The sequence below is a fragment of the Halobium salinum genome (genome assembly GCF_026586625.1).
Classification (GTDB): domain Archaea; phylum Halobacteriota; class Halobacteria; order Halobacteriales; family Haloferacaceae; genus Halobium; species Halobium salinum.
Genome location: NZ_JAODIW010000010.1, coordinates 315,601 through 334,727 on the forward strand (window position 1 = coordinate 315,601; position 19,127 = coordinate 334,727).

The following is a 19,127-nucleotide window of genomic DNA, read 5'->3' on the forward strand; positions in this document are numbered from 1 at the left end:
AAGCAGAGGCGTATTTAATAGCACTCTGCACACTTGACAGCGTACTCGGACGCATGAATCTTGTTTGTCTCGTGTGCGTCAAGCATGGCGTCTTTTCTATTCTTTCAAGGAGAGGATCAATCGGCCCGCCGCACCGAGGCTCCACATATTTTATGACCCTTAGTTACAACCACACCTGTAGATGGTCGATAATTTCAACGAGAAGGCCGATTTCATCTGGTCTATCGCGGACCTTCTCCGAGGAGATTACAAGCAATCCGAGTATCAGAAGGTCATCCTCCCGCTGACGGTTCTCCGGCGCCTCGACTGTGTGACCGAACGGAACAAAGACGAAGTATTAGGGCGGTACGAGACGCTCCAAGAGCAGGGCATCGAGAACGTCGCGCCGTCGCTGAAGCGCGTCTCCGGGCAGGAAGTGTACAATGTCAGCGAGTACACGTTCGAGTCTCTCTGTAATGACCCGGATCAGATCGCGGAGAACCTCCAGTACTACATCAACGCATACGACGAAGATACGAAGGAAATATTCGACAAGTTCGACTTCGGGCACCAGATTCAGCGACTCGACGACGCAGACCTCCTCTACAAAGTCGTCCGACAATTCGCTGAGATCAATCTGCACCCTGAGGAGGTTCCCAACGAGGAAATGGGGTACATCTACGAGGAACTCGTTCGGAAGTTTAACGAACTCAGCAACGAGACCGCCGGGGAGCACTTCACGCCGCGCGAGGTCATCGAGCTGATGGTCAACCTCATTTTCGACGAAGACGACGAGGTGCTGACCGAGGATGGGGCCGTCCGAACTGTGTACGACCCGGCCTGTGGCACCGGTGGAATGCTGAGTGTCGCGGAGAATCACGTGCGCGAACTCAACGAGGGCGCGAAACTCCACGCCTTCGGGCAGGAACTCAACCCCGAGACGTACGCCGTCTGTAACTCGGACATGCTCATCAAAGGGCAGAACCCGGACAACATCGCGTACGGGAACTCGTTCACAAACGACGGCTTCGCCGACAAGCGGTTCGATTACATGCTCTCGAATCCCCCGTTCGGGGTTTCGTGGAAGAAGGTCAAGGATGCGGTTGAGAGCGAGCACGAGGAGATGGGGTTCGCCGGACGGTTCGGGGCTGGGACGCCACGCGTCAACGACGGCTCGATGCTGTTCCTCCAGCACATGATCAGCAAGATGAAACCCAAGGAGGAGGGTGGCTCCCGCATCGCCATCGTGTTCAACGGGTCGCCGCTGTTCAATGGCGGTCCCAACAGCGGTGAGTCGGCCATCCGCCGCTGGATTCTGGAGAACGACTGGTTGGAAGCCATCGTCGGTCTGCCGGAGAACCTCTTCTACAACACCGGTATTCGGACCTACATCTGGGTGCTGTCGAACGACAAGCCCGACCACCGGAAAGGGAAGACGCAGCTCATCGACGCCCGCGAGATGTACAAGGAGATGGACGAGAGTCTCGGTGACAAACGCCACCGACTCACCGACGACCACATCGCCGAGATCACGCGCATCTTCGGGGACTTAGAGGCCAACGGACGCTCGAAAGTCGTGGACAACGAGGAGTTCGGCTACCGTCGTATCGTCATCGACCAGCCGCTTCGCTTGCGGTTCGAGGTCTCCGAGGAGAATATCGCGGCATTGGATGACGAGCGTGCGTTCACCAACCGCGACGAGGAGATTCAAGAGCGCATCAAGGAGGCGCTGTCCGAGATGAACGACGAGATGATCTGGATGGACCGGGAGGAGTTTATCGACGACGTTGAGCTACAGTTGAACATGGCGGGGTTAGATGTGCGTAATAGTGTTTATAACGCTATTGAGCGGGCATTTGGGGAGCAAGATTCCGAAGCAGAGATTTGTAGAGACGGGAAGGGCAACCCTGAACATGATACTGATCGACGACAAAAGGAGAGGATACCGTTAGACCTTGACCCCCAATCGTACTTTAGCGAGGAGATTGAACCCTATCTTAGGAATGCTTGGCTGAATACGAGTAGTAAATACCACGATGATAAGGATGAAAAACTGGGAATAGTTGGATACGAACTCAACTTCGACCGGTTCTTCTACGAATATAAACCACCACGTTCCATTTCTGAGATCGACGCAGAGTTGGCCGCGCTGGAAGAGGAGATCGCGGAACTTACTCAGGACATTACTCTATGAGGGTTAGAGAGAATCTCAAAGAGTCGGGGGTCGGATGGATTGGTAAAATACCACAAGGATGGGATACGACCAAAGTTCGATTCGTAGCTCAACTTGAGTCAGGACACACGCCTAGTAAGTCTGAGGACATCTACTGGGAAAACCTAACCATACCGTGGGTCACGACATCAGACATACATAAATTCAGAAATAGTGATAGAATATACCTGAATCAGACAGAATACAAAATTAGTGAGCTTGGTCTCGAGAACTCCGGGGCACAACTTCTACCCAAAGGAACGGTTTTCCTATCTAGAACCGCTTCTGTTGGGTTTTCGGGTATAATGAATAAGCAGATGGCAACCTCACAGGACTTCGCCAACTGGGTTTGTAGTGATGATCTTGTACCGGAATATCTTGTGTTCGTGTTCCGTGCAATGGATCAAGAATTTGAACGACTGATGAAGGGCTCAACCCACCAGACAATCTATATGCCTGAAATACGTTCGCTTGAGATGCCACTACCTAGTGTAGATGAACAGAAGGTGATTTCGGATTGTCTTATTGATAAGGTTTCGGATATAGCAGATGTTGTTTCAAAGAAGGAAGATTTCGTAAATAAACTGCAAGAGCGCAGGACAGCAATCATCACGAGTCTTGTTACAGCCGGTTTGACTGACGATACACCATTGCGATCTGTGGAATCTGAATGGTATACCGCCATCCCTGAACATTGGAAGCTACTTCGACTGGACCACATTCGAGACCCATACACGCCGATTGTTTATGGTATTGTTCAGCCCGGACCAGATCAGGATGACGGAGTTCCGTATATAAAAGGGGGACAATGTGAACCTGAGAAACTGAATCGGGATAATCTCTCGAAAACAACCGAAGAAATTGCCGAACGATATAGTCGTTCACGACTGGACGTGGGTGACTTGGTTTACGAGATACGGGGAAGCGTCGGGCGTGTTGTCAAAGTACCCCCTGAATTAGAGGGGGCTAATCTAACACAGGACACTGCACGTATCTCATCACAAGAAGGAGTGGATCGTGATTGGCTAATGTATGCCCTTCGTTCGGAGCCGTTCCGACAACAAATGGAGTTACAAACACGTGGAGCGGCCGTTGAGGGAGTGAATTTGTTCGACCTACGCAGGGGCGTCCTCCCTGTGCCACCAATTGAAGAACAGCGCGAAATTGGTCGAAATCTCACGATGGTTGACGAGAAGACAGACGAGATAATTCGACGAGTTGAAAAGAGTATCAAGCTATTTGAAGAAAGACGGCAGGCTTTAATCAAAAATTCGGTTACGGGCCAGATTGATGTCACGGACGAACGAGGTGAGGAGCAAGAGACTCTCGTATGAACAAACAGTACGACGAGCATGCGTTCGAGACATACATAGAGCAACATCTGCTCGACGGCGAGTACGAACAACTTGGTCCTGACGAGTTCGATGCCGAGCACGGCGTATTCCCCGACACCCTCGTCTCGTTCGTCAAGGAAACCCAACCCGACCGCTGGCAACAACTGGAGACTGCCTACAAGGGCAAAGCCCGGCAGCGGTTCCTCCAAGAACTCACCAGTGCCCTCGAAACGCGCGGGACGCTCGAACTCCTGCGGCACGGCCTCCGCACCACCGGCACGACGATCAAACTCGCCTTCTTCCAGCCAAACACCAGGAAGAACCCTGAGGTCCAGAAACAGTACGAGGCGAACCGCCTCGGGGTCACTCGGCAGTTCCACTACTCCCCGACCGACCCGTCGCTGAGCATCGACCTCGCCCTGAGCGTCAACGGTATCCCCGTGGCGACGGCGGAACTGAAGAACCCCGCCACCGGGCAGACCGTCGAGGACGCGAAACAGCAGTACGCGAAGGAGCGTGATCCCGGCGAACCCGTCCTCAAGTTCAAGCGCGGGGCGCTGGTCCACTTCGCGGTTGACCCAAACGAGGTCGAGTACACGACCGAACTGGACGGCGAGGACACGTACTTCCTCCCGTTCAACAAGGGTCACGACGGTGGCGCGGGGAACCCACCGAACGAAGACGGCCACCGAACCGCGTATCTCTGGGAGGAGGTTTGGGCCAAGGACTCATGGATGGAAATTCTCCAGCGGTTTATCCACATCGACGAGGAAGAAATCCGCAAGGACGGCGTCAAGGTGAGCGACGAAGAGACAATAATCTTCCCCCGGTATCACCAGCTGGAGTGCGTCCGCCAACTGGTCGCCTCCGCACGCGAGAACGGCGTCGGTGAAGACTATCTCGTCCAACACTCCACCGGGAGCGGCAAGAGTAAATCTATTGCGTGGCTGGTTCACCGACTTGTTTCGCTCCACAACGACGCGGACGAGGCGGTATTCGATGGTGTGGTCGTCGTCACCGACCGCACCATACTCGACGAACAATTGCGGAACACCATCTATGAACTCGACCACAAGACCGGCGTCGTCCACGCGGTCAAAGGCGAGGGCCAGTCTAAGTCGAAGGAGTTGGCAGCGGCACTCGAAGCCGGGAAGCCAGTCGTCATCACCACCCTTCAGACGTTCCCCTACGTCATCGAACATACGCAGGGGCTCCCCGACCTGGACTACGCCGTCGTCGTAGACGAGGCGCACAGCAGCCAGACCGGGGAGATGGCGAAGGAAATGAAGCAAATCCTCGCTGGAGAGAATATTGAGGAAGACGACGACTGGGAGGACCTGTTGGCCAAGAGTGCCAAGGCGCGGGGCAAGCAGGAGAACCTCAGTTTCTTCGCGTTCACCGCGACTCCAAAGGGGAAGACACTAGAGGCGTTCGGTAACACACCCGAGGGCGACGACACGCCCGAGCCATTCCACGTCTACTCGATGCGGCAGGCAATCGAGGAGGGGTTTATTCTCGACGTGCTCCAGCACTACACTACGTACGAGACGTTCTACAACGTAGCCAAGGTCATCGAGGAGGACCCGCAGGTTCCCCAGAAGAAGGCAGTGAAGGCAGTCTCTAAGTTCCTCAAGCTTCACCCGCACAATATCTCACAGAAAGTCGAGATCATCGTCGAGCACTTCCGAAACCACACGCAGCACAAGGTTGGAGGTAAGGCGAAAGCGATGGTCGTCACCTCCTCACGTCTTCACGCGGTCCGCTACAAGAATGCGATAGACGACTACATCGACGAAAACGGCTACGACCTCGGCGCGCTCGTCGCATTCTCCGGGACAGTGGACGACGATGGAATCGAGTTCACCGAGAAGGGAATGAACGATGGCCTAAAACAATCCGAACTCCCCCGCGCGTTCGGTTCCTCGGAGTATCAGGTACTAGTCGTCGCAGACAAGTATCAAACCGGGTTCGATGAGCCCCAGCTACACACGATGTACGTGGATAAAAAGCTCTCTGGCGTACAGGCTGTCCAGACGCTTTCCCGCCTCAATCGCACCCATCCGGGAAAGGAGGATACATTCGTCCTCGACTTTGAGAACGACCAAGAGGATATCTACGACTCGTTCAGACCGTACTACGAGGCGACGACTATTGAGGGGACGACAGACCCACAGCATATCTACCGACTGGAGTCTGAACTCGACGCGATGCAAATCTACAGCCGCGAACACGTTGATAGATTTGCAGAGGAGTTCTTCAGCCCAGAGAACCGGGCGACGGAGCAGGCACATGCGAAGCTGAGTAGTCTTGTTCAGCCCGCTCACGACGAATTTATGGTAGCGGATGAGGAGACGCAGGAAGAGTTTCGGTCGAAGCTCCGCTCATTCCTCCGTCTCTACAAGTTTCAGTCGCAAGTGGTGACCTATGAGGACACTCGGCTAGAGAAGTTGTACACGTTCGGGCGGTTCCTCTACAAAGAACTCCCTCGAAAATCCGGGGAATCACGCGTTGAGTTCAACGACGAACTCGCGCTCCAGTATTATCGACTAGAGAAGTCTGCCGAAGGCAGTATCGAACTCGGCACGGGTAGTCGTGGGGTTTCGGTACCGACGGAAACTGGAACTGGTGGCCAGCAGGATGAGGAAGTCGAACTATCGACTGTTGTCGAGAAGATCAACGAGGCTCTCGGTACGGACTTCACTGATGCTGACCAGCTGTTTCTCGACCAGCTCAAAGAGGATGCGTTAGACGACGACCACCTGCGAAAGTCAGCCCAGAAGAACAGTCAAGAGAACTTCGCGCTTGAGTTTGACGACGCCCTGACCGATATGTTCATCGACCGTATGGATCAAAATCAGGAACTCTTCGCGAAGTTCATGGACAACGAGGAAGTGCAGGAGGCGATCACTAATCACCTGCGCGAGGAAGTCTACCAGGCTAGTCAAGAAGCAGAGAGTTGAAAACCTCCGCATTCAGCTATCTCTCGAACTGACGGCAAGGGCACCCTCGTCTCGCACCATAGTCGGTGATATTGAAGACGGCGTCCGGAAAGTCTATCTAGGTTGTCTGGAATTTCCTTTTTTTGTCATTGAACAAGGTGGCCTAATCGTAATCGGGGTGCCCAGAGGGATGCCCCAGAGACTTCGTTTTCTTGGTCGGTGGGATACAACTCAATTGCGGTGTCAGGTGAGATTAGGTCCGAGTCCCTGCTCATCACTTTGTGATGCCTTGAGGACTGTAGTCCCTCTCTAGTTAACTGTGCCACCGACCATAGAGCGACGAAAGCAAGATTCGCCTCTGAACCCACATCCTATTCAGATACTAGACAGTCTGGGTGGGCTGAAAGAATAGGTAGTTCACAAGTGCCTCAACAGAAGGACTCCGTCAGAGATTCGAGAGATACTGTCGACGTTGCTCCATCTTCTCTTCACTTGTTCGGCGGTCGTAGTGTTTATCCAAGACATCAGGACTCACGTTTGCTCGGTCTGAGACAACCTTCGCCGGAACATCTTGAGACAAACTGTAAGTTATACTCCCTCTACGAACAGCATGTGGGCTGATACTGGAGGGACATTTCGATACGTGGTCACGATGCGTCGCCTCACAGCTTGATTGCTCGCGTCCGTGAGGACAGACGCTTCTATAACGGCAAGGTTGACTCCATTGATAGACGTACGCCCGTATCGATGATTTGCTCACACGACCCTGAGAAGTCGTAACCAAGGCATCTCGGCCAAACTCGTCAACTGATTCCGGACGTTTCTCAGCTATCCAATCATCAATCAGCTCGCAAATCGGGTCGGAAAGAGCGACGTGACGTTCACCATCGTACTTGTTTTTGATTGGCGTCCCTGATTCCGGTCGGTGACGGACCTTTAGGTACTTGCCAGTAGCCGAATAGTCGTCGAGGTCAAGTGCGCGAAGAGCACCAATCCTCATCATTGTATGCCAGAGGAGTGAGACTGTAACGTGCTGAATTGATACGTAGTGGTATTTCGACAAACAGGATAAAATCGCGTCAGCCCGTTCGGAGTCCAACATGACGTCGCGTACATTTTCGCCGGACGCTAGAGTAGGAGAGAGTACTTTCGTACTGAGGTCCTGTTCGGCTCCATCAATGCTCTCCAGCCACCGAATGAAGACGCGGAGGGTATCCATCTGCGTCTTTTCACTAACCGGTGCCAGATTCCCTTTGTTCCGTCTCCAGACCCGGTATTTTTGAAGCCGTCGGCCAGTGAGGTCGTTGAGGTTATCGAGGTCTTCTTTGTCGCACCATTGAATGAAGTGGCCGAGCCGGGAACGATGGGATCGAAGGGTTGCCTCGGTGACTTCGTTTTCTCGGTCGGCGAGATACAATTCAAGTGCTGTTTCGGGGGCGATTGGTTCGAGGTCCATGACTTATCACAACGGTGTGACGAATCCGGGTCGTGGAGCCTCGTTCAGAGCGGGCGCGTTGAGCTTAGTTTCGTTCGAAAGCAAGTTCCGTTCGCCCGTCGAACGAAAGCCTGCAGCGCCCACTTCTCTGCAACGAACGAAGTGAGGAGCGAGAAGTGTCTCGCAAAGGATTCGAATCGGGGAGCGTCAAGAGCAAGCGACCGAAGCGACCGCGGTTCGAATCCTGCAGCGGTCTCTCCCCTGTGAGTTTCCATCGACGTAACTGCTCTCGAGGGTCGAGCCCTCGCTACGAGGAACTCCTCTGGTTCCTCACCGACGGAGCGGACGCAGACGCCGGCACGCCGACCCCCACGCGCGAACCGTCGCCCGCCACGCACCCGCGGCGAGCGCCAGCGACGCCGACAGTGTTCCGGGCGGTCTGGACGGCGGAACGCGCTCCGGGCGGGAGACGACGACGGCGTCACACTCCGGGCAGACGTACCGTGTCTCCGACTCTCCGGCGCGGTGTAGCCAGTCCCCGTCGACCGGGCTTGCGTGGGAGCAGTCTGGACAGAACAGGGTGGACTTCCGTGCTGTGTCGGAGGAGCGGGCGGCGGTGTTCATCGAGTAGAACTCAGTACCGCCGTGAAGTTAAGTGGCACCGTCTAAAACCGTGTAAGTAAACGGTTTTTCACGATAGCAAGGCGGCTTCGGCACAGCTTCCTAGATTTTTCTACACATACACCATATTTTTCAGTCAAGTGTCGACGATACACACGGCCGACCGCTCGCCGGTGTCGGGGGGTTGAAGCGCCCAACCCGAGAGGTGCACGTATGCGATTCGGCGTACTCAGCACGGCGGGCATCGGACGCAAGGCAGTGATTCCGGCCATCCAGGGGAGCGAACACGAGGTCGTCGCCGTCGCCTCCCGCGACGAGTATCGGGCGCGGAAGTTCGCGGACGAGAACGGCATCCCGGAGTCCTACGGCAGTTACGAGGCGCTGTTCGACGCCAGTATCGACGCCGTCTACAACCCGCTTCCCAACGCCCACCACGCGGAGTGGACCCGGCGGGCCGCCGACGCCGGCCTCGACGTACTCTGTGAGAAGCCACTCGCCGTCGACGCCGACGAGGCCGAGGCGCTGTTCGACCACTGCGACGACGCGGGCGTCGCGCTGATGGAGGCGTTCATGTACCGGTTCCACCCGCGGACGGTGCGGGCCCGCGAGATCGTCGAAGCGGAACTGTCGACGGTTCGCTCGGTCTCGGCCACGTTCACCTTCTCGCTCCGGAATCGTCCGGACGACATCCGTCTCTCCCCCGAACTCGCCGGCGGGAGCCTGATGGACGTGGGCTGTTACGCCGTCAGCGCCGCGCGGGGGTTCCTCGGCGAACCCGAGCGGGTCTCGGCACACGCCCTCGACACCCGCGACTGCGGCGTCGACACCGAACTCGCGGCGCGACTCGAGTACCCCGGCGCTCACGCGCAAGTGCGGTCGGGGTTCGACACGACGAAGCAGGAGCGATACCGCGTCGACGCCGAGAACGGGTGGCTGGAAGGGGAGACGGTGTTCGGACCCGGCGCGGACGAGTCGGTGTCGCTCACCTATCGCGTCGACGGCCGCGAGGTCACCGAGACGTTCGACGCGGTGGACCACTACCGACTCCAGGTCGAGGCGTTCGCCGACGCCGTCGAGCGCGGTGCGGCTCCGCCGGTCACGCGAGAGGAGACGGTCGCCAACGCGCGGGTCCTCGATGCGATTCGCGAGAGCGCCGAGTCGGACGCTCCGGCCCGCCCCTGACTCGACGGCGGCCCACCGGTCGAACGGGGTCGAGACAGTCGTGACCGGTCGTTGACGGGTCGCTACCGCCGAAACGACCCGGTTCATTTAAGTGAAGTCATGCGTTCTCACGACATCAAGAGCATGGTGGAGAGCAACCAGCCGGGCGTCGCACATCGTGTGTCGTTCGACACCGACTCGGGCCGGTCGCTGAGCACAGCCGTCGCCTTCGCGGTCGCGGAGGCGCGTGGAGTCGACCCCGTCGACCTCGCACCCGACACGGTACTCGCGGACCTCGTCGACACCGAGGTCCTCGACGTACTCGTCGACGACGACCGCCCGGCACCCGAAGAGTGGGAGTTCGAGTTCTCGCTCGGCGGCGAGATGGTGAACATCGCGAGCGACGGCACCATCACGGTCCGTCAGGGTTGAACGAGGCCGTCTTCGGCCCGTTCACTCCGCGGAGACTGTCGAAGGCCCACAGCGACCGGAACGCGTAGCCCGGGGCCGGAATCGTGTCCCGGCTCTGTGACGAACGTCGTCCGCGGAAGAACAGCGTCTTGTGTCCCAGTCCCGTCGTCTCGGACGATGAAACGACGGACGTTGCTCGCGGGCCTCGGCGCGGGCGGTCTCTCCCCCGGCTTCGGGTTCTCGCGCGCACGTGGGGCCCCGGGTGACCAGGGGGCCACTCTCGACGGCCGCGGGACCGCCGCCGACCGAGAACGCGTCGGCGACCGCTCGACGGGGACCTTGCTCGCCGGGACGCAGTACGCGACCCCGGTGGTGACCGTCGACGGTCCTCGGGACGGGCCGACCGTGGTCGTCGTCGGCGGGCTCCACGGCGACGAACGCGTCGGCTACCGGACGGCGGAACGCGTCGCCGCCGGCGACGTGGCGGCCGGGCGGCTGGTCGTCGTCCCCCGAGCCAACCGGCCGGCCATCGAAGCGAACACACGAGAGGGGGTCGGCGGCGACCTGAACCGGCAGTTCACGCCCGGCGAGGCGCCGGCGACGGAGCTAGCCCGGGCGGTCTGGCGCGTCGTTGCCGAGGCCGACCCGGACGCCGTCGTCGACCTCCACCGCTCGACGGGCATCTACGGCGTCCACCGGGGGTCGGTCGGACAGGCCATCTTCCCGACCGTGACCGGTGAGGCGACCGCCTACGCGGCGGACGCGGCGGCGTACGCAAACGAGACAGAGGTGCCGTGGTACATGCCCGTCCACGAGTATCGGCGGGCGAACCGCCTCGACGGCTCCGCGCCGCTGCTGGCGCACAAGGTCGCCGCGGACCTCGGCGTCGCCGGTTACATCGTCGAGACGACGAACTACCTCGTCGCGCTCGACACGCAGGTCGACTGGGAGTTCGCCGTCGCGGAACACCTCCTGCGCGCTCACGGGCTGGTACGCCCGGACGACGGGACCGAAGCCGACGGTGCCGGAGCGTCCGGCGAGGGGAACGGAACTGGTGGGTCCGGAGGGGCCGGCGAATGAGCGACCCGACCCCGGTCCGGACGACCCTCCGTCGCCGACTCCTCTCGCCGTCGGTGCTCCTCGTCTACGCGCTTCTCGTGGTGCCGACCGTCGCGGCGCAGTTCTGGCAGCCGACCCCGCTCGTCCTGCCGGGCTACTTCGTCATGACCGCCGGCACGGTGTTCGGGCGCGCGCTGGCGCCGAACTACGAGATGTGGGTGTACTGGGCGCCGTTTCTCGTCGGCTGTTACGCCGTCGCCCTCGCCGTCGGGGGCGTGTTGGACCGACTGGTCGTGCGCCGCCTCACGTCACGGACGGCATCGCGGGAGTGACAGGCTGGCGTCGTGGCAGTGACAGGCTGGCGTCGTGGCAGTGACCGACCGGCGTATCGCCGGCTCGCGTCGCCGACGACCGGGGACTGACGCACGACAGCTACGCCGACCGGTCGGTGCCGAATGGCCCGTGCCGGCGCACACCGTGTCGTCGCGAAACACACATGTACCCCTACGAGAATTGACAGAGAGAACAGATGTCTCCCCGTCCAAAGACGGCCCCGGTGTTCGTTGTGGGCGGCGCGGACGCCACGCCGTCCGCCCGACGGGTCGCCGACGGCCTCCGTGCGCGTGACGTGAGTGCCGGCGACGTGACCGTCGTCGACGCGGCCGACGCGCGCGACCGCCTCACGGACGGCTCCCGGCGTCCGGCCTGCCTGATAGTCACCGTCCCGGAGGCGGCCGAGACCGTAGCCGCGCTCGGGCGCCTCGACGCGGCGGTCCCGCTCCTCGCGGTCACCGACGCCGAGGGTGTCGCGGACGCGTTCGACGCCGGTGCGACGGACGTCCACACGCGGTCGGCCGGAGTCGACGCGCTCGCCTCGCGCGTCGACCGACTCGTCCTCGAGGGGTCCCACGCCGCCGACTCGCCCCGCGCGGGCCCCGCCGACGGCGAATCTGCCAGCGGAGACTCGGTCGACGGTGACCCGCCCGGCGCGAATCCGGCCCGCCCGGTATCGAGCGATCGAACGGGCGCCGACGGCGCTCACCGACGGCTGGAGAAGGAGCGACGGCTGGAGGCCATCCACGGGTTCGCCCACGACGTCGGCGACTGTGAGACCACCGACGCGGTGTGCTGGCGAACCGTCGAGGCCGCGGAGCGAATCCTCGCGTTTGACGTCTGCTACGTCGGACTCGTCGAGGACGGCTACGTGGTTCCACGGGCCTCGACGAACGAAGGGGGACCGGTCGCACTCGACGCCGCACCGGTCGACCAGGGCGTCGTCGGCGAGGCCCTGCGGACGGGCGAGTCCTACGTCCACGGCGACATCACGGAGACGGAGACCGCAGAGCCCGCCGCCGACAGTTTCGCTTCCGGCCTCACCGTCCCCTTCGGCGACGCTGGGGTGTTTCAGGCGGTCTCCTACGAGCGCGACGACTTCACGGCGGCCGACCGCGACCTCGCGGAACTGCTCCTCTCACACGCCGGCGAGGCGTTGCGACGGATTCGCTTCGAGACCGAACTGCGGGAGGAGCGCGACCGTCTCGGCGCGCTGTTCGAGAACCTCCCGGAGCCGGTCGCCGCCTGCCACGCCGACGGCGGCCGCGCCGTCGTCGACGACGTGAACGCGGCGTTCGAGCGGGTGTTCGGGTACGACCGGGAGACGGTCGTCGGCGACGACATCGACGACTTCGTCCTGCCGGAGGACGAAGAGAGCATCACGCTGGACGAGACCTACTACGTCGGCAACACGGTGCAGACCGAGGTGAAGCGCCGGACCGCCACCGGGGTGCGTGAGTTCCGCGTGACGGTCATCCCCGTCGAGTTGGGCGACTTCAGCGCCCAGGGGTTCGTCGTCTACGCGGACCAGTCGGGACAGAAGCGCCGCGAGGCCGAACTCACCCGCCAGAACGACCGCCTCGCGGAGTTCACCAGCCTCGTCTCACACGACCTTCGCAACCCGCTCAACGTGGCGAAGGGCCACCTCGACCTCGCGGCGGCCGACGGCGACCCCGACGGAGACCACCTCGACACCGCGGCGAACGCCCTCGACCGGATGGAGGCGCTCATCGCCGACTTCCTCTCGCTCGCCCGACAGGGTCGGACCGTCGACGAGACCGTCGCCGTCGACCTCGCCGACGCGGCCCGGAGCGCGTGGCGGACCGTCGACACCGGCGAGGCGGCGAGTCTCGACGCCGACGCCGCCCTCCCGACCGTCCCGGCCGACCCCGAGCGTCTCCGGACCGTCTTCGAGAACCTCTTCCGGAACTCGGTCGAACACGGCTCGACCTGCTCCCGGTCGGAGACCGGGAACGGCGTGGAACACGGCGACCCCGGAGTCACGGTGGCGGTGGCGCCGCTCGACGGTGAGCACGGGTTCGCCGTCGCCGACGACGGCCCCGGCATCCCGCCGACCGACAGAGCGCGCGTGTTCGACTACGGGTTCACCACCGACCGCGAGGGGACCGGGTTCGGGCTCGCGACCGTCCAGCGGGTCGTCCAGGCCCACGGCTGGTCGATAGACGTCGAGGACCGGGCCGACGGCGCCGAGGGGAGCCGGTTCGTCGTCCGGTTCGACTGAGATTCGAGGTGGGGGGCGTCGGCCGCCCTCCGCTCGGCCACTCTCCGCTCAGGTGACGCCTTCCCCGGCCTCGTCGAACGCCTCGTGGGCACCCTCGTCCAGAATCGCTCGGAGCGTCTCGACCACGTCCCACACGTCCGCGAAGGAGACGTACAGCGGCGCCGGTGCGATTCTGACGACGTTCGGCGGTCGGTAGTCGACGACCACGTCCCGGGCCTTCAGCGCGAGGCTCAGCCGGTACGCGTCCGGATGTTCGACGGCGACGTGACCCCCGCGCCGACTCGCCTCCCGGGGCGTCCCGACGTCGCACTCCGGGAGGTGCTCGTCGACGAGGCGAATCAGGTAGTCGGTGAGCGCGACCGACTTCTCGCGGACGCGGTCGATGCCGGCGTCGTCGAGGGTGTCGAGCGCGCCGAACAGCGGCGCCGCCGAGAGGACGTGGACGGTGCCGACCTGATAGGCCCCAGCGCCCGGCGCGGGGTCGAACTCGGGGGCGAGGTCGAACTGCGTCCCCTTGTCGTTCCCCCACCAGCCCGCAAGCGCGGGCGTCGCGTCGAAGTGTCGCTCGTTCACGTAGAGGCCCCCGACGGCGCCCGGGCCGGCGTTGAGATACTTGTACGAACACCAGACGGCGAAGTCGACGCCCGCGGCGTCGAGGTCGTGTGGGACCGCACCGACGGAGTGAGCGAGGTCGAAGCCGGCGACGGCGCCGTGGTCGTGGGCCGCCTCGGTGAGGCGCTCGATATCGAACAGCTGGCCCGAGCGGTAGAGTACCGAGGGCATGAACAGCACGCCCACGTCGTGGTCGGCGAGCGCGTCGATTACGTCCGTCTCCTCGACGGTGCGGCCGTCCCGGCTCTCGACGACGACGAGGTGCTCCTCGGGGTCGAGCCCGCGGGCCGACAACTGCGCGCGGATGGCGTAGTGGTCGGTGGGGAAGTCGAGTTCGTTGACGAGCACCGTCCGCCCCTTGTCGTCGTCGCGCTCGTCGAGGAACGTCCCGACGAGCGCGTGGATGTTCACCGTCGTGGAGTTGGTCGCGACCACCTCGTCCGAACGGGCGCCGAGCAGGGGGGCGAGACGGTCGCCGAGGCGCTCGCCGTAGTGGAACCAGTCGGGGTCGGCGTCGGTCCACCCCTCGATGCCCAACTCCCGCCACTCCTCGACGGCGCGGTCGAGGCTGGCCTCGGCGTCGGTCGAGAGCGGGCCGAGCGAGTTGCCGTCCATGTACTGCCCCTCGGGGACGTGGAAGCGCCCGCGGAGCTCTGCGAGGGGGTCCGCCTCGTCGCGGGCGACGGCGGCGTCACGACCCGCGGTCGGCGCCGGGGCTTCGGGGACGGTCTCGGCGTCCGAACCGGAACCGGACCCGAAGTCGGCGTCGGAACCACGGCCGGTGTCGTCGGTCATACTGGCCCCTCGGCCGGCCGGGGGGTGGACTTTTCGGTGCCGGCGCGGAACTCGGCTTCATGTCCGAACTCGACCCCGAACTGGCCGCCGTCGTCCGCGACATCGAGGCGACGGGGGTGCCCCAGTGGCACGCGCTCTCCGTCGCGGGCGCCCGCCGCGTCGAAGACGAACTGTTCACGACCGACGCGTCGGTGCCGGTCGGTTCCGTCAGGAATCTCGCCTTCGAGGGGCCACACGGCGAGGTGCCCGTCCGAGTGTACCGGCCCGAGCGCGACGACGAAGCCGACGACGCGAGCGACGGTGGCGGCGCCGCAGGCGACGGCGGGGAGTCCGGACGCGACCCGCTCCCGACGGTCGTCTTCTTCCACGGCGGCGGCTTCGTGATGGGGACGCTCGACTCCGCGGGCGACCTCTGTCGGCGCCTCGCCTCGCGGGCGGACTGCGTCGTCGTCTCCGTCGACTACCACCTCGCGCCCGAACACCGGTTCCCGGTCGCCGTCGACGACGCCTTCGCCGCGCTCCGCTGGACCGCCGCCAACGCCCGGGCGTTCGGCGGCGACCCCGACCGACTGGGTGTCGCCGGCAGCAGCGCCGGCGGGGCGCTCGCGGCGGCGACGGCGCTCCGGGCACGGGAAGCGGCGGACCGGGAGGTCGGCGGCGCTCCGGCACTCCGGCACCTGCTCCTGTTCTACCCGATGCTCGACCGGGACCTCGACCGCGAGTCCTACGCGGCGAACGCCGACGGGCCCCTGCTCACCCGGGCGGACGTGCGCTGGTTCTGGGAACAGTATCTCCGGAGCCCGGTCGACGCCGCGAACCCCTACGCCGCCCCCCTCCGAGCACCCGACCTCGGTGGCCTCCCGCCGTCGACGGTCGTCACCGCCGGCCGCGACCCGCTCCGCGACGAGGGGGACGCCTTCGCCGGCCGGCTCGACGCGGCGGACGTGCCGACCGACCACCTCCACTACCCGCGGATGTGCCACGGCTTCCTCAGCCTCGCCGACCGGGTCGGCGCCGCCGACGCCGCCTTCGACGACGTGGCGGCGCGGACGCGCGAGCATCTCGGCGTCGACGGGGGCGACGGGTAAACGGGGAGGTCGAGCGACGGCCCGACGCGCTACTGCTCGGCGCTTCGGGTCGCCAGCCGTTCGTAGGCGTCCCACGACGGGTCGGACTCGGGCGGCTCCACCGACTCGTCGTCGACGACGACGCCCTCGCCTTCCTCCACTTCGCCGACGACCCCGACCGGCGTCCCTCGGGATTCGAGCGCCGCGACGACCGCGTCGCGGTCGGCGGGGTCGACGGTCAGGACGAGGGTCCCGGAACTCGTGCAGGTCCACGGGTCGATTCCGAGCGCGTCGCAGGTCTCGCGCACCGCGGGTCGCATCGGGACGCGGTCGCGCTCGACCGTCAGACGGACGCTCGCTCCGGCGGCGACCTCACAGAACGCGCCGAATAGGCCGCCCTCGGTCGCGTCGTGCATCGCGGTGACGCCGGCCCCGTCGTCGCCTCCGGCGTCGTCGTCCCCGACACTGCCGCCCACGGCGCCCTCTCCCCTCCCGGCGTCCGCGGCGGCCACCGCGTCCCGGACCGTCCGCGTCTCGTCGAGGCGGGCCTGCGCCGAGTCGAGGAGCGACGGGTCGAGCCCCTCTTCGACGACGGCCTCGGGAAACAGCGAGGTGAGGAGGCCGGTCGTCTCGACCGCCGGCCCCTTCGTGACGAGCACCGCGTCGCCGGGACGGGCACCGTCGGGGCGAATCACCTCCTCGGGGTCACCGACGGCGAAGGCGGTCGCACCGCCGACCCAGGAGTAGGAGACGCCGCCGTACCGGGCGGTGTGGCCCGTGACGATGCTGATGCCGAGGTCGCGACACTCCTCGTCGATTGCGGCCCACACCTCGGCGAACTCCGCGTCGGTCATCTCCGGCGGGAGGGTAAAGGAGACCGCGAGGTGGGAGGGCGGGAAGCCGGAGACGGCCACGTCCGAGAGGACGACGTGGAGCGCGAAGCGGGCGGCGCGGTCGAAGCCAAGTGCCGGGAGGATGGAGAGCGGGTCAGTGGCCATCACGAGGCCCGTCTTCCCGACCTCCGCGGTAGTACCTGACCGCTCCGTCCCACCCAAATCGAGCATCCCGAAGTCGACGCCGTGTTTCGGGCCGATAGCCACGTCGTCGCGCTCGGCGCCGAGTCGGGGGTAGATGTGTTCGTCGAAGAAGTCGCGGTCGACTTTCCCGAGGTCGGTCATCGTTCTCGGTGGGGTCGCCGTCGATAAAGGCGTGCCGAGGTTCCGACGTGGAGCGGGGACCTCGACCGAGCCGACACCCGGTCGGTCAACTGGCGGGGTGGGGTTCCGGAAGTCGGGGGCTGCCGAAAGGCACTGCACAGTGACCGTCTCGAACTCGCCGCTCACGAACACCGACCACAACGCTCACGCTACGTCGACGACAACCCGAGAGTAGTGACCAGAGAGGGTGTCTTCGAGGTCGAGTACGACGACGGCGACGAGGACTACGAGGCGGCAGTGTCGGTTAGATACGCCGTCTTCGTCGAGGAACAGGGCGTTCCGGAGGACCTCGAACTCGACGAACACGAGGCCGACGCGGTGCACTTCGTCGCCTACGACGAGGGGGAGCCGGTCGGCGCCGCCCGCCTGCGCGACTACGGCGACGGGGACGCGAAGGTCGAGCGCGTCGCCGTCCTCGTCGACCGACGGGGGGAGGGCTGGGGTGGCCGACTGATGGACGCCGTCGAGGCGGCCGCCGCCGAACGCGGGTTCGACCGACTGGTGCTCAACTCACAGACCCACGCCGCCGGCTTCTACCGCCGCCGCGGCTACGAGCAGGTCGGCGGGGAGTTCGAGGAGGCCGGGATTCCCCACGTAACGATGGTGAAATCCGTAGCGAGCGCCGACGACGGGTCGACCGTCTGAGACCTGCCCCGGAGCCGTCCGAGCCACCGGAGTCCGCATCCCTTTTCGACTCCTCCCCGAAGAGCCACCATGACAGACGCCGCCGCCCGCGACCCGCTCGACTTCGTCGACACCGACAGCCCGCTCGTCGGAATGGTCCACCTCCCGCCGCTCCCGGGCGCTCCACGGTACGAGGGTGACCGCGAGGCCGTTCGAGGACGGGCCGTCGCCGACGCCGAAACCCTCGCCGAAGGCGGCGTCGACGCCGTGCTCGTCGAGAACTTCGGCGACGCGCCGTTCTACCCCGACGACGTCCCGAAACACGTCGTGAGCGAGTTGACCGCCGCGGTCGGCGCCGTCCGTCGGGCGGTCGACCTCCCGGTCGGCGTCAACGTCCTCAGAAACGACGCCGAAGCCGCGCTCTCGGTCGCCGCGGCCGCGGGGGCGAGCTTCGTCCGCGTCAACGTCCACAGCGGCGCTCGCGTCACCGACCAGGGTGTCGTCGAGGGGCGCGCCCACGAGACGATGCGCCTCCGCGAGCGCATCGACGCGGCCGACGTACGGGTGTTCGCCGACGTGGACGTGAAACACTCGGCGCCGTTGTCGAGCCGGGATTCCCTCGACGACGCCGTCGCGGAGACGGTCGAACGCGGACTGGCGGACGGGCTAATCGTCTCCGGGGCGGGGACGGGCGAGGCCGTCGACGCCGACCGGCTCCGGCGCGTCGTCGACCGGCGGGACGACCTCGGGCTCGACGCGCCGGTGCTCGTCGGCAGCGGCGTCACGACCGACTCGGTCGCGGACCTGCTCTCGGTCGCCGACGGGGCTATCGTCGGGACGGCGCTGAAAGAGGACGGCGTGACGACGAACCCGGTCGACCGCGAGCGGGTGGTGGCGTTGGTGTCGGCCGCGGCGGGGCGCTGACTCGCGTCGACTCACCCGGGGTTCAGTTCCCCAGTTCCTCCTCGACGAGCTTCGCGGCCTTCGTCACCGCGCCGACCGAGGAGAGGTGGCCGGCGCCGACGCTCGCCTTCATCGCCTTCGCGGCCGACCCCGTGACGACGCTCGGGCCGAGTTGGGCGACGG

At 63.9% G+C, this 19,127-nt stretch carries 15 protein-coding genes and 1 pseudogene; 11 read left to right on the forward strand and 5 right to left on the reverse strand.

Annotated elements, in window-relative coordinates; translation table 11 throughout:
* Positions 1-181 precede the first annotated feature (181 nt).
* From N5095_RS20245 to N5095_RS20255, 3 genes are read left to right on the forward strand one after another with little or no spacing between them, the layout of a single operon-like run.
* Complete coding sequence (locus N5095_RS20245) at positions 182-2,173, forward strand: type I restriction-modification system subunit M (protein ID WP_267624992.1); 1,992 nt, start codon at positions 182-184, stop codon at positions 2,171-2,173.
* Complete coding sequence (locus N5095_RS20250) at positions 2,170-3,525, forward strand: restriction endonuclease subunit S (protein WP_267624993.1); 1,356 nt, start codon at positions 2,170-2,172, stop codon at positions 3,523-3,525. Before N5095_RS20245 ends, N5095_RS20250 begins: the two co-directional genes overlap by 4 nt.
* Positions 3,522-6,485: a type I restriction endonuclease subunit R gene (locus N5095_RS20255; protein WP_267624994.1), complete on the forward strand. Its 2,964-nt coding sequence runs from the start codon at positions 3,522-3,524 to the stop codon at positions 6,483-6,485. The genes N5095_RS20250 and N5095_RS20255 overlap by 4 nt, the downstream gene beginning before the upstream one ends.
* A gap of 424 nt (positions 6,486-6,909) precedes the next feature.
* Here the strand turns inward: N5095_RS20255 and N5095_RS20260 are convergent, their stop codons facing one another.
* Both N5095_RS20260 and N5095_RS22650 read right to left on the reverse strand, forming a co-directional pair.
* Positions 6,910-7,920, reverse strand: a complete 1,011-nt coding sequence (locus N5095_RS20260; protein ID WP_267624995.1) for a tyrosine-type recombinase/integrase — start codon at positions 7,918-7,920, stop codon at positions 6,910-6,912.
* Between the two features lie 309 nt (positions 7,921-8,229).
* Positions 8,230-8,523 (reverse strand): DUF8106 domain-containing protein, encoded by a 294-nt coding sequence (locus N5095_RS22650; RefSeq protein WP_464369009.1) that lies wholly within the window; start codon positions 8,521-8,523, stop codon positions 8,230-8,232.
* A 210-nt stretch (positions 8,524-8,733) separates the two neighbouring features.
* On the opposite strand from N5095_RS22650, the gene N5095_RS20265 reads away from it, so the two are divergent.
* From N5095_RS20265 to N5095_RS20285, 5 genes are all read left to right on the forward strand, one after another.
* The gene (locus tag N5095_RS20265) at positions 8,734-9,702 is read left to right on the forward strand and encodes a Gfo/Idh/MocA family protein (protein WP_267624997.1); all 969 of its coding nucleotides are present in this window, start codon (positions 8,734-8,736) and stop codon (positions 9,700-9,702) included.
* A 99-nt stretch (positions 9,703-9,801) separates the two neighbouring features.
* On the forward strand, positions 9,802-10,113 hold the full coding sequence (locus N5095_RS20270; RefSeq protein WP_267624998.1) for a HalOD1 output domain-containing protein: 312 nt from the start codon (positions 9,802-9,804) through the stop codon (positions 10,111-10,113).
* A 156-nt stretch (positions 10,114-10,269) separates the two neighbouring features.
* Complete coding sequence (locus N5095_RS20275) at positions 10,270-11,172, forward strand: succinylglutamate desuccinylase/aspartoacylase family protein (RefSeq protein WP_267624999.1); 903 nt, start codon at positions 10,270-10,272, stop codon at positions 11,170-11,172.
* Positions 11,169-11,483 (forward strand): hypothetical protein, encoded by a 315-nt coding sequence (locus N5095_RS20280; RefSeq protein ID WP_267625000.1) that lies wholly within the window; start codon positions 11,169-11,171, stop codon positions 11,481-11,483. Before N5095_RS20275 ends, N5095_RS20280 begins: the two co-directional genes overlap by 4 nt.
* Before the next feature lie 197 nt (positions 11,484-11,680).
* Positions 11,681-13,726 carry an ATP-binding protein gene (locus tag N5095_RS20285; protein WP_267625001.1) on the forward strand — a complete coding sequence of 682 codons (2,046 nt, stop codon included), beginning with the start codon at positions 11,681-11,683 and terminating at the stop codon, positions 13,724-13,726.
* A gap of 48 nt (positions 13,727-13,774) precedes the next feature.
* Here the strand turns inward: N5095_RS20285 and kynU are convergent, their stop codons facing one another.
* On the reverse strand, positions 13,775-15,133 hold the full coding sequence (gene kynU / locus N5095_RS20290; protein ID WP_267625002.1) for a kynureninase: 1,359 nt from the start codon (positions 15,131-15,133) through the stop codon (positions 13,775-13,777).
* 59 nt (positions 15,134-15,192) lie between these two features.
* Between kynU and N5095_RS20295 the strand changes: the two genes are divergently transcribed.
* Positions 15,193-16,221, forward strand: a complete 1,029-nt coding sequence (locus N5095_RS20295; RefSeq protein WP_267625003.1) for an alpha/beta hydrolase — start codon at positions 15,193-15,195, stop codon at positions 16,219-16,221.
* Positions 16,222-16,250: 29 nt separating this feature from the next.
* On the opposite strand, the gene N5095_RS20300 is transcribed toward N5095_RS20295, so the two are convergent.
* Positions 16,251-17,378, reverse strand: coding sequence for an AIR synthase family protein (locus tag N5095_RS20300; RefSeq protein ID WP_267625004.1), 1,128 nt, complete (start codon positions 17,376-17,378; stop codon positions 16,251-16,253).
* Positions 17,379-17,591: 213 nt separating this feature from the next.
* On the opposite strand from N5095_RS20300, the gene N5095_RS20305 reads away from it, so the two are divergent.
* Complete coding sequence (locus N5095_RS20305) at positions 17,592-18,062, forward strand: GNAT family N-acetyltransferase (RefSeq protein ID WP_267625005.1); 471 nt, start codon at positions 17,592-17,594, stop codon at positions 18,060-18,062.
* A 69-nt stretch (positions 18,063-18,131) separates the two neighbouring features.
* Positions 18,132-18,965, forward strand: coding sequence for a BtpA/SgcQ family protein (locus N5095_RS20310; RefSeq protein WP_267625006.1), 834 nt, complete (start codon positions 18,132-18,134; stop codon positions 18,963-18,965).
* A 22-nt stretch (positions 18,966-18,987) separates the two neighbouring features.
* Here N5095_RS20310 and N5095_RS20315 read toward each other — a convergent pair.
* Positions 18,988-19,127 (reverse strand): annotated as a pseudogene (locus tag N5095_RS20315) (NAD(P)/FAD-dependent oxidoreductase); the annotation flags it as partial.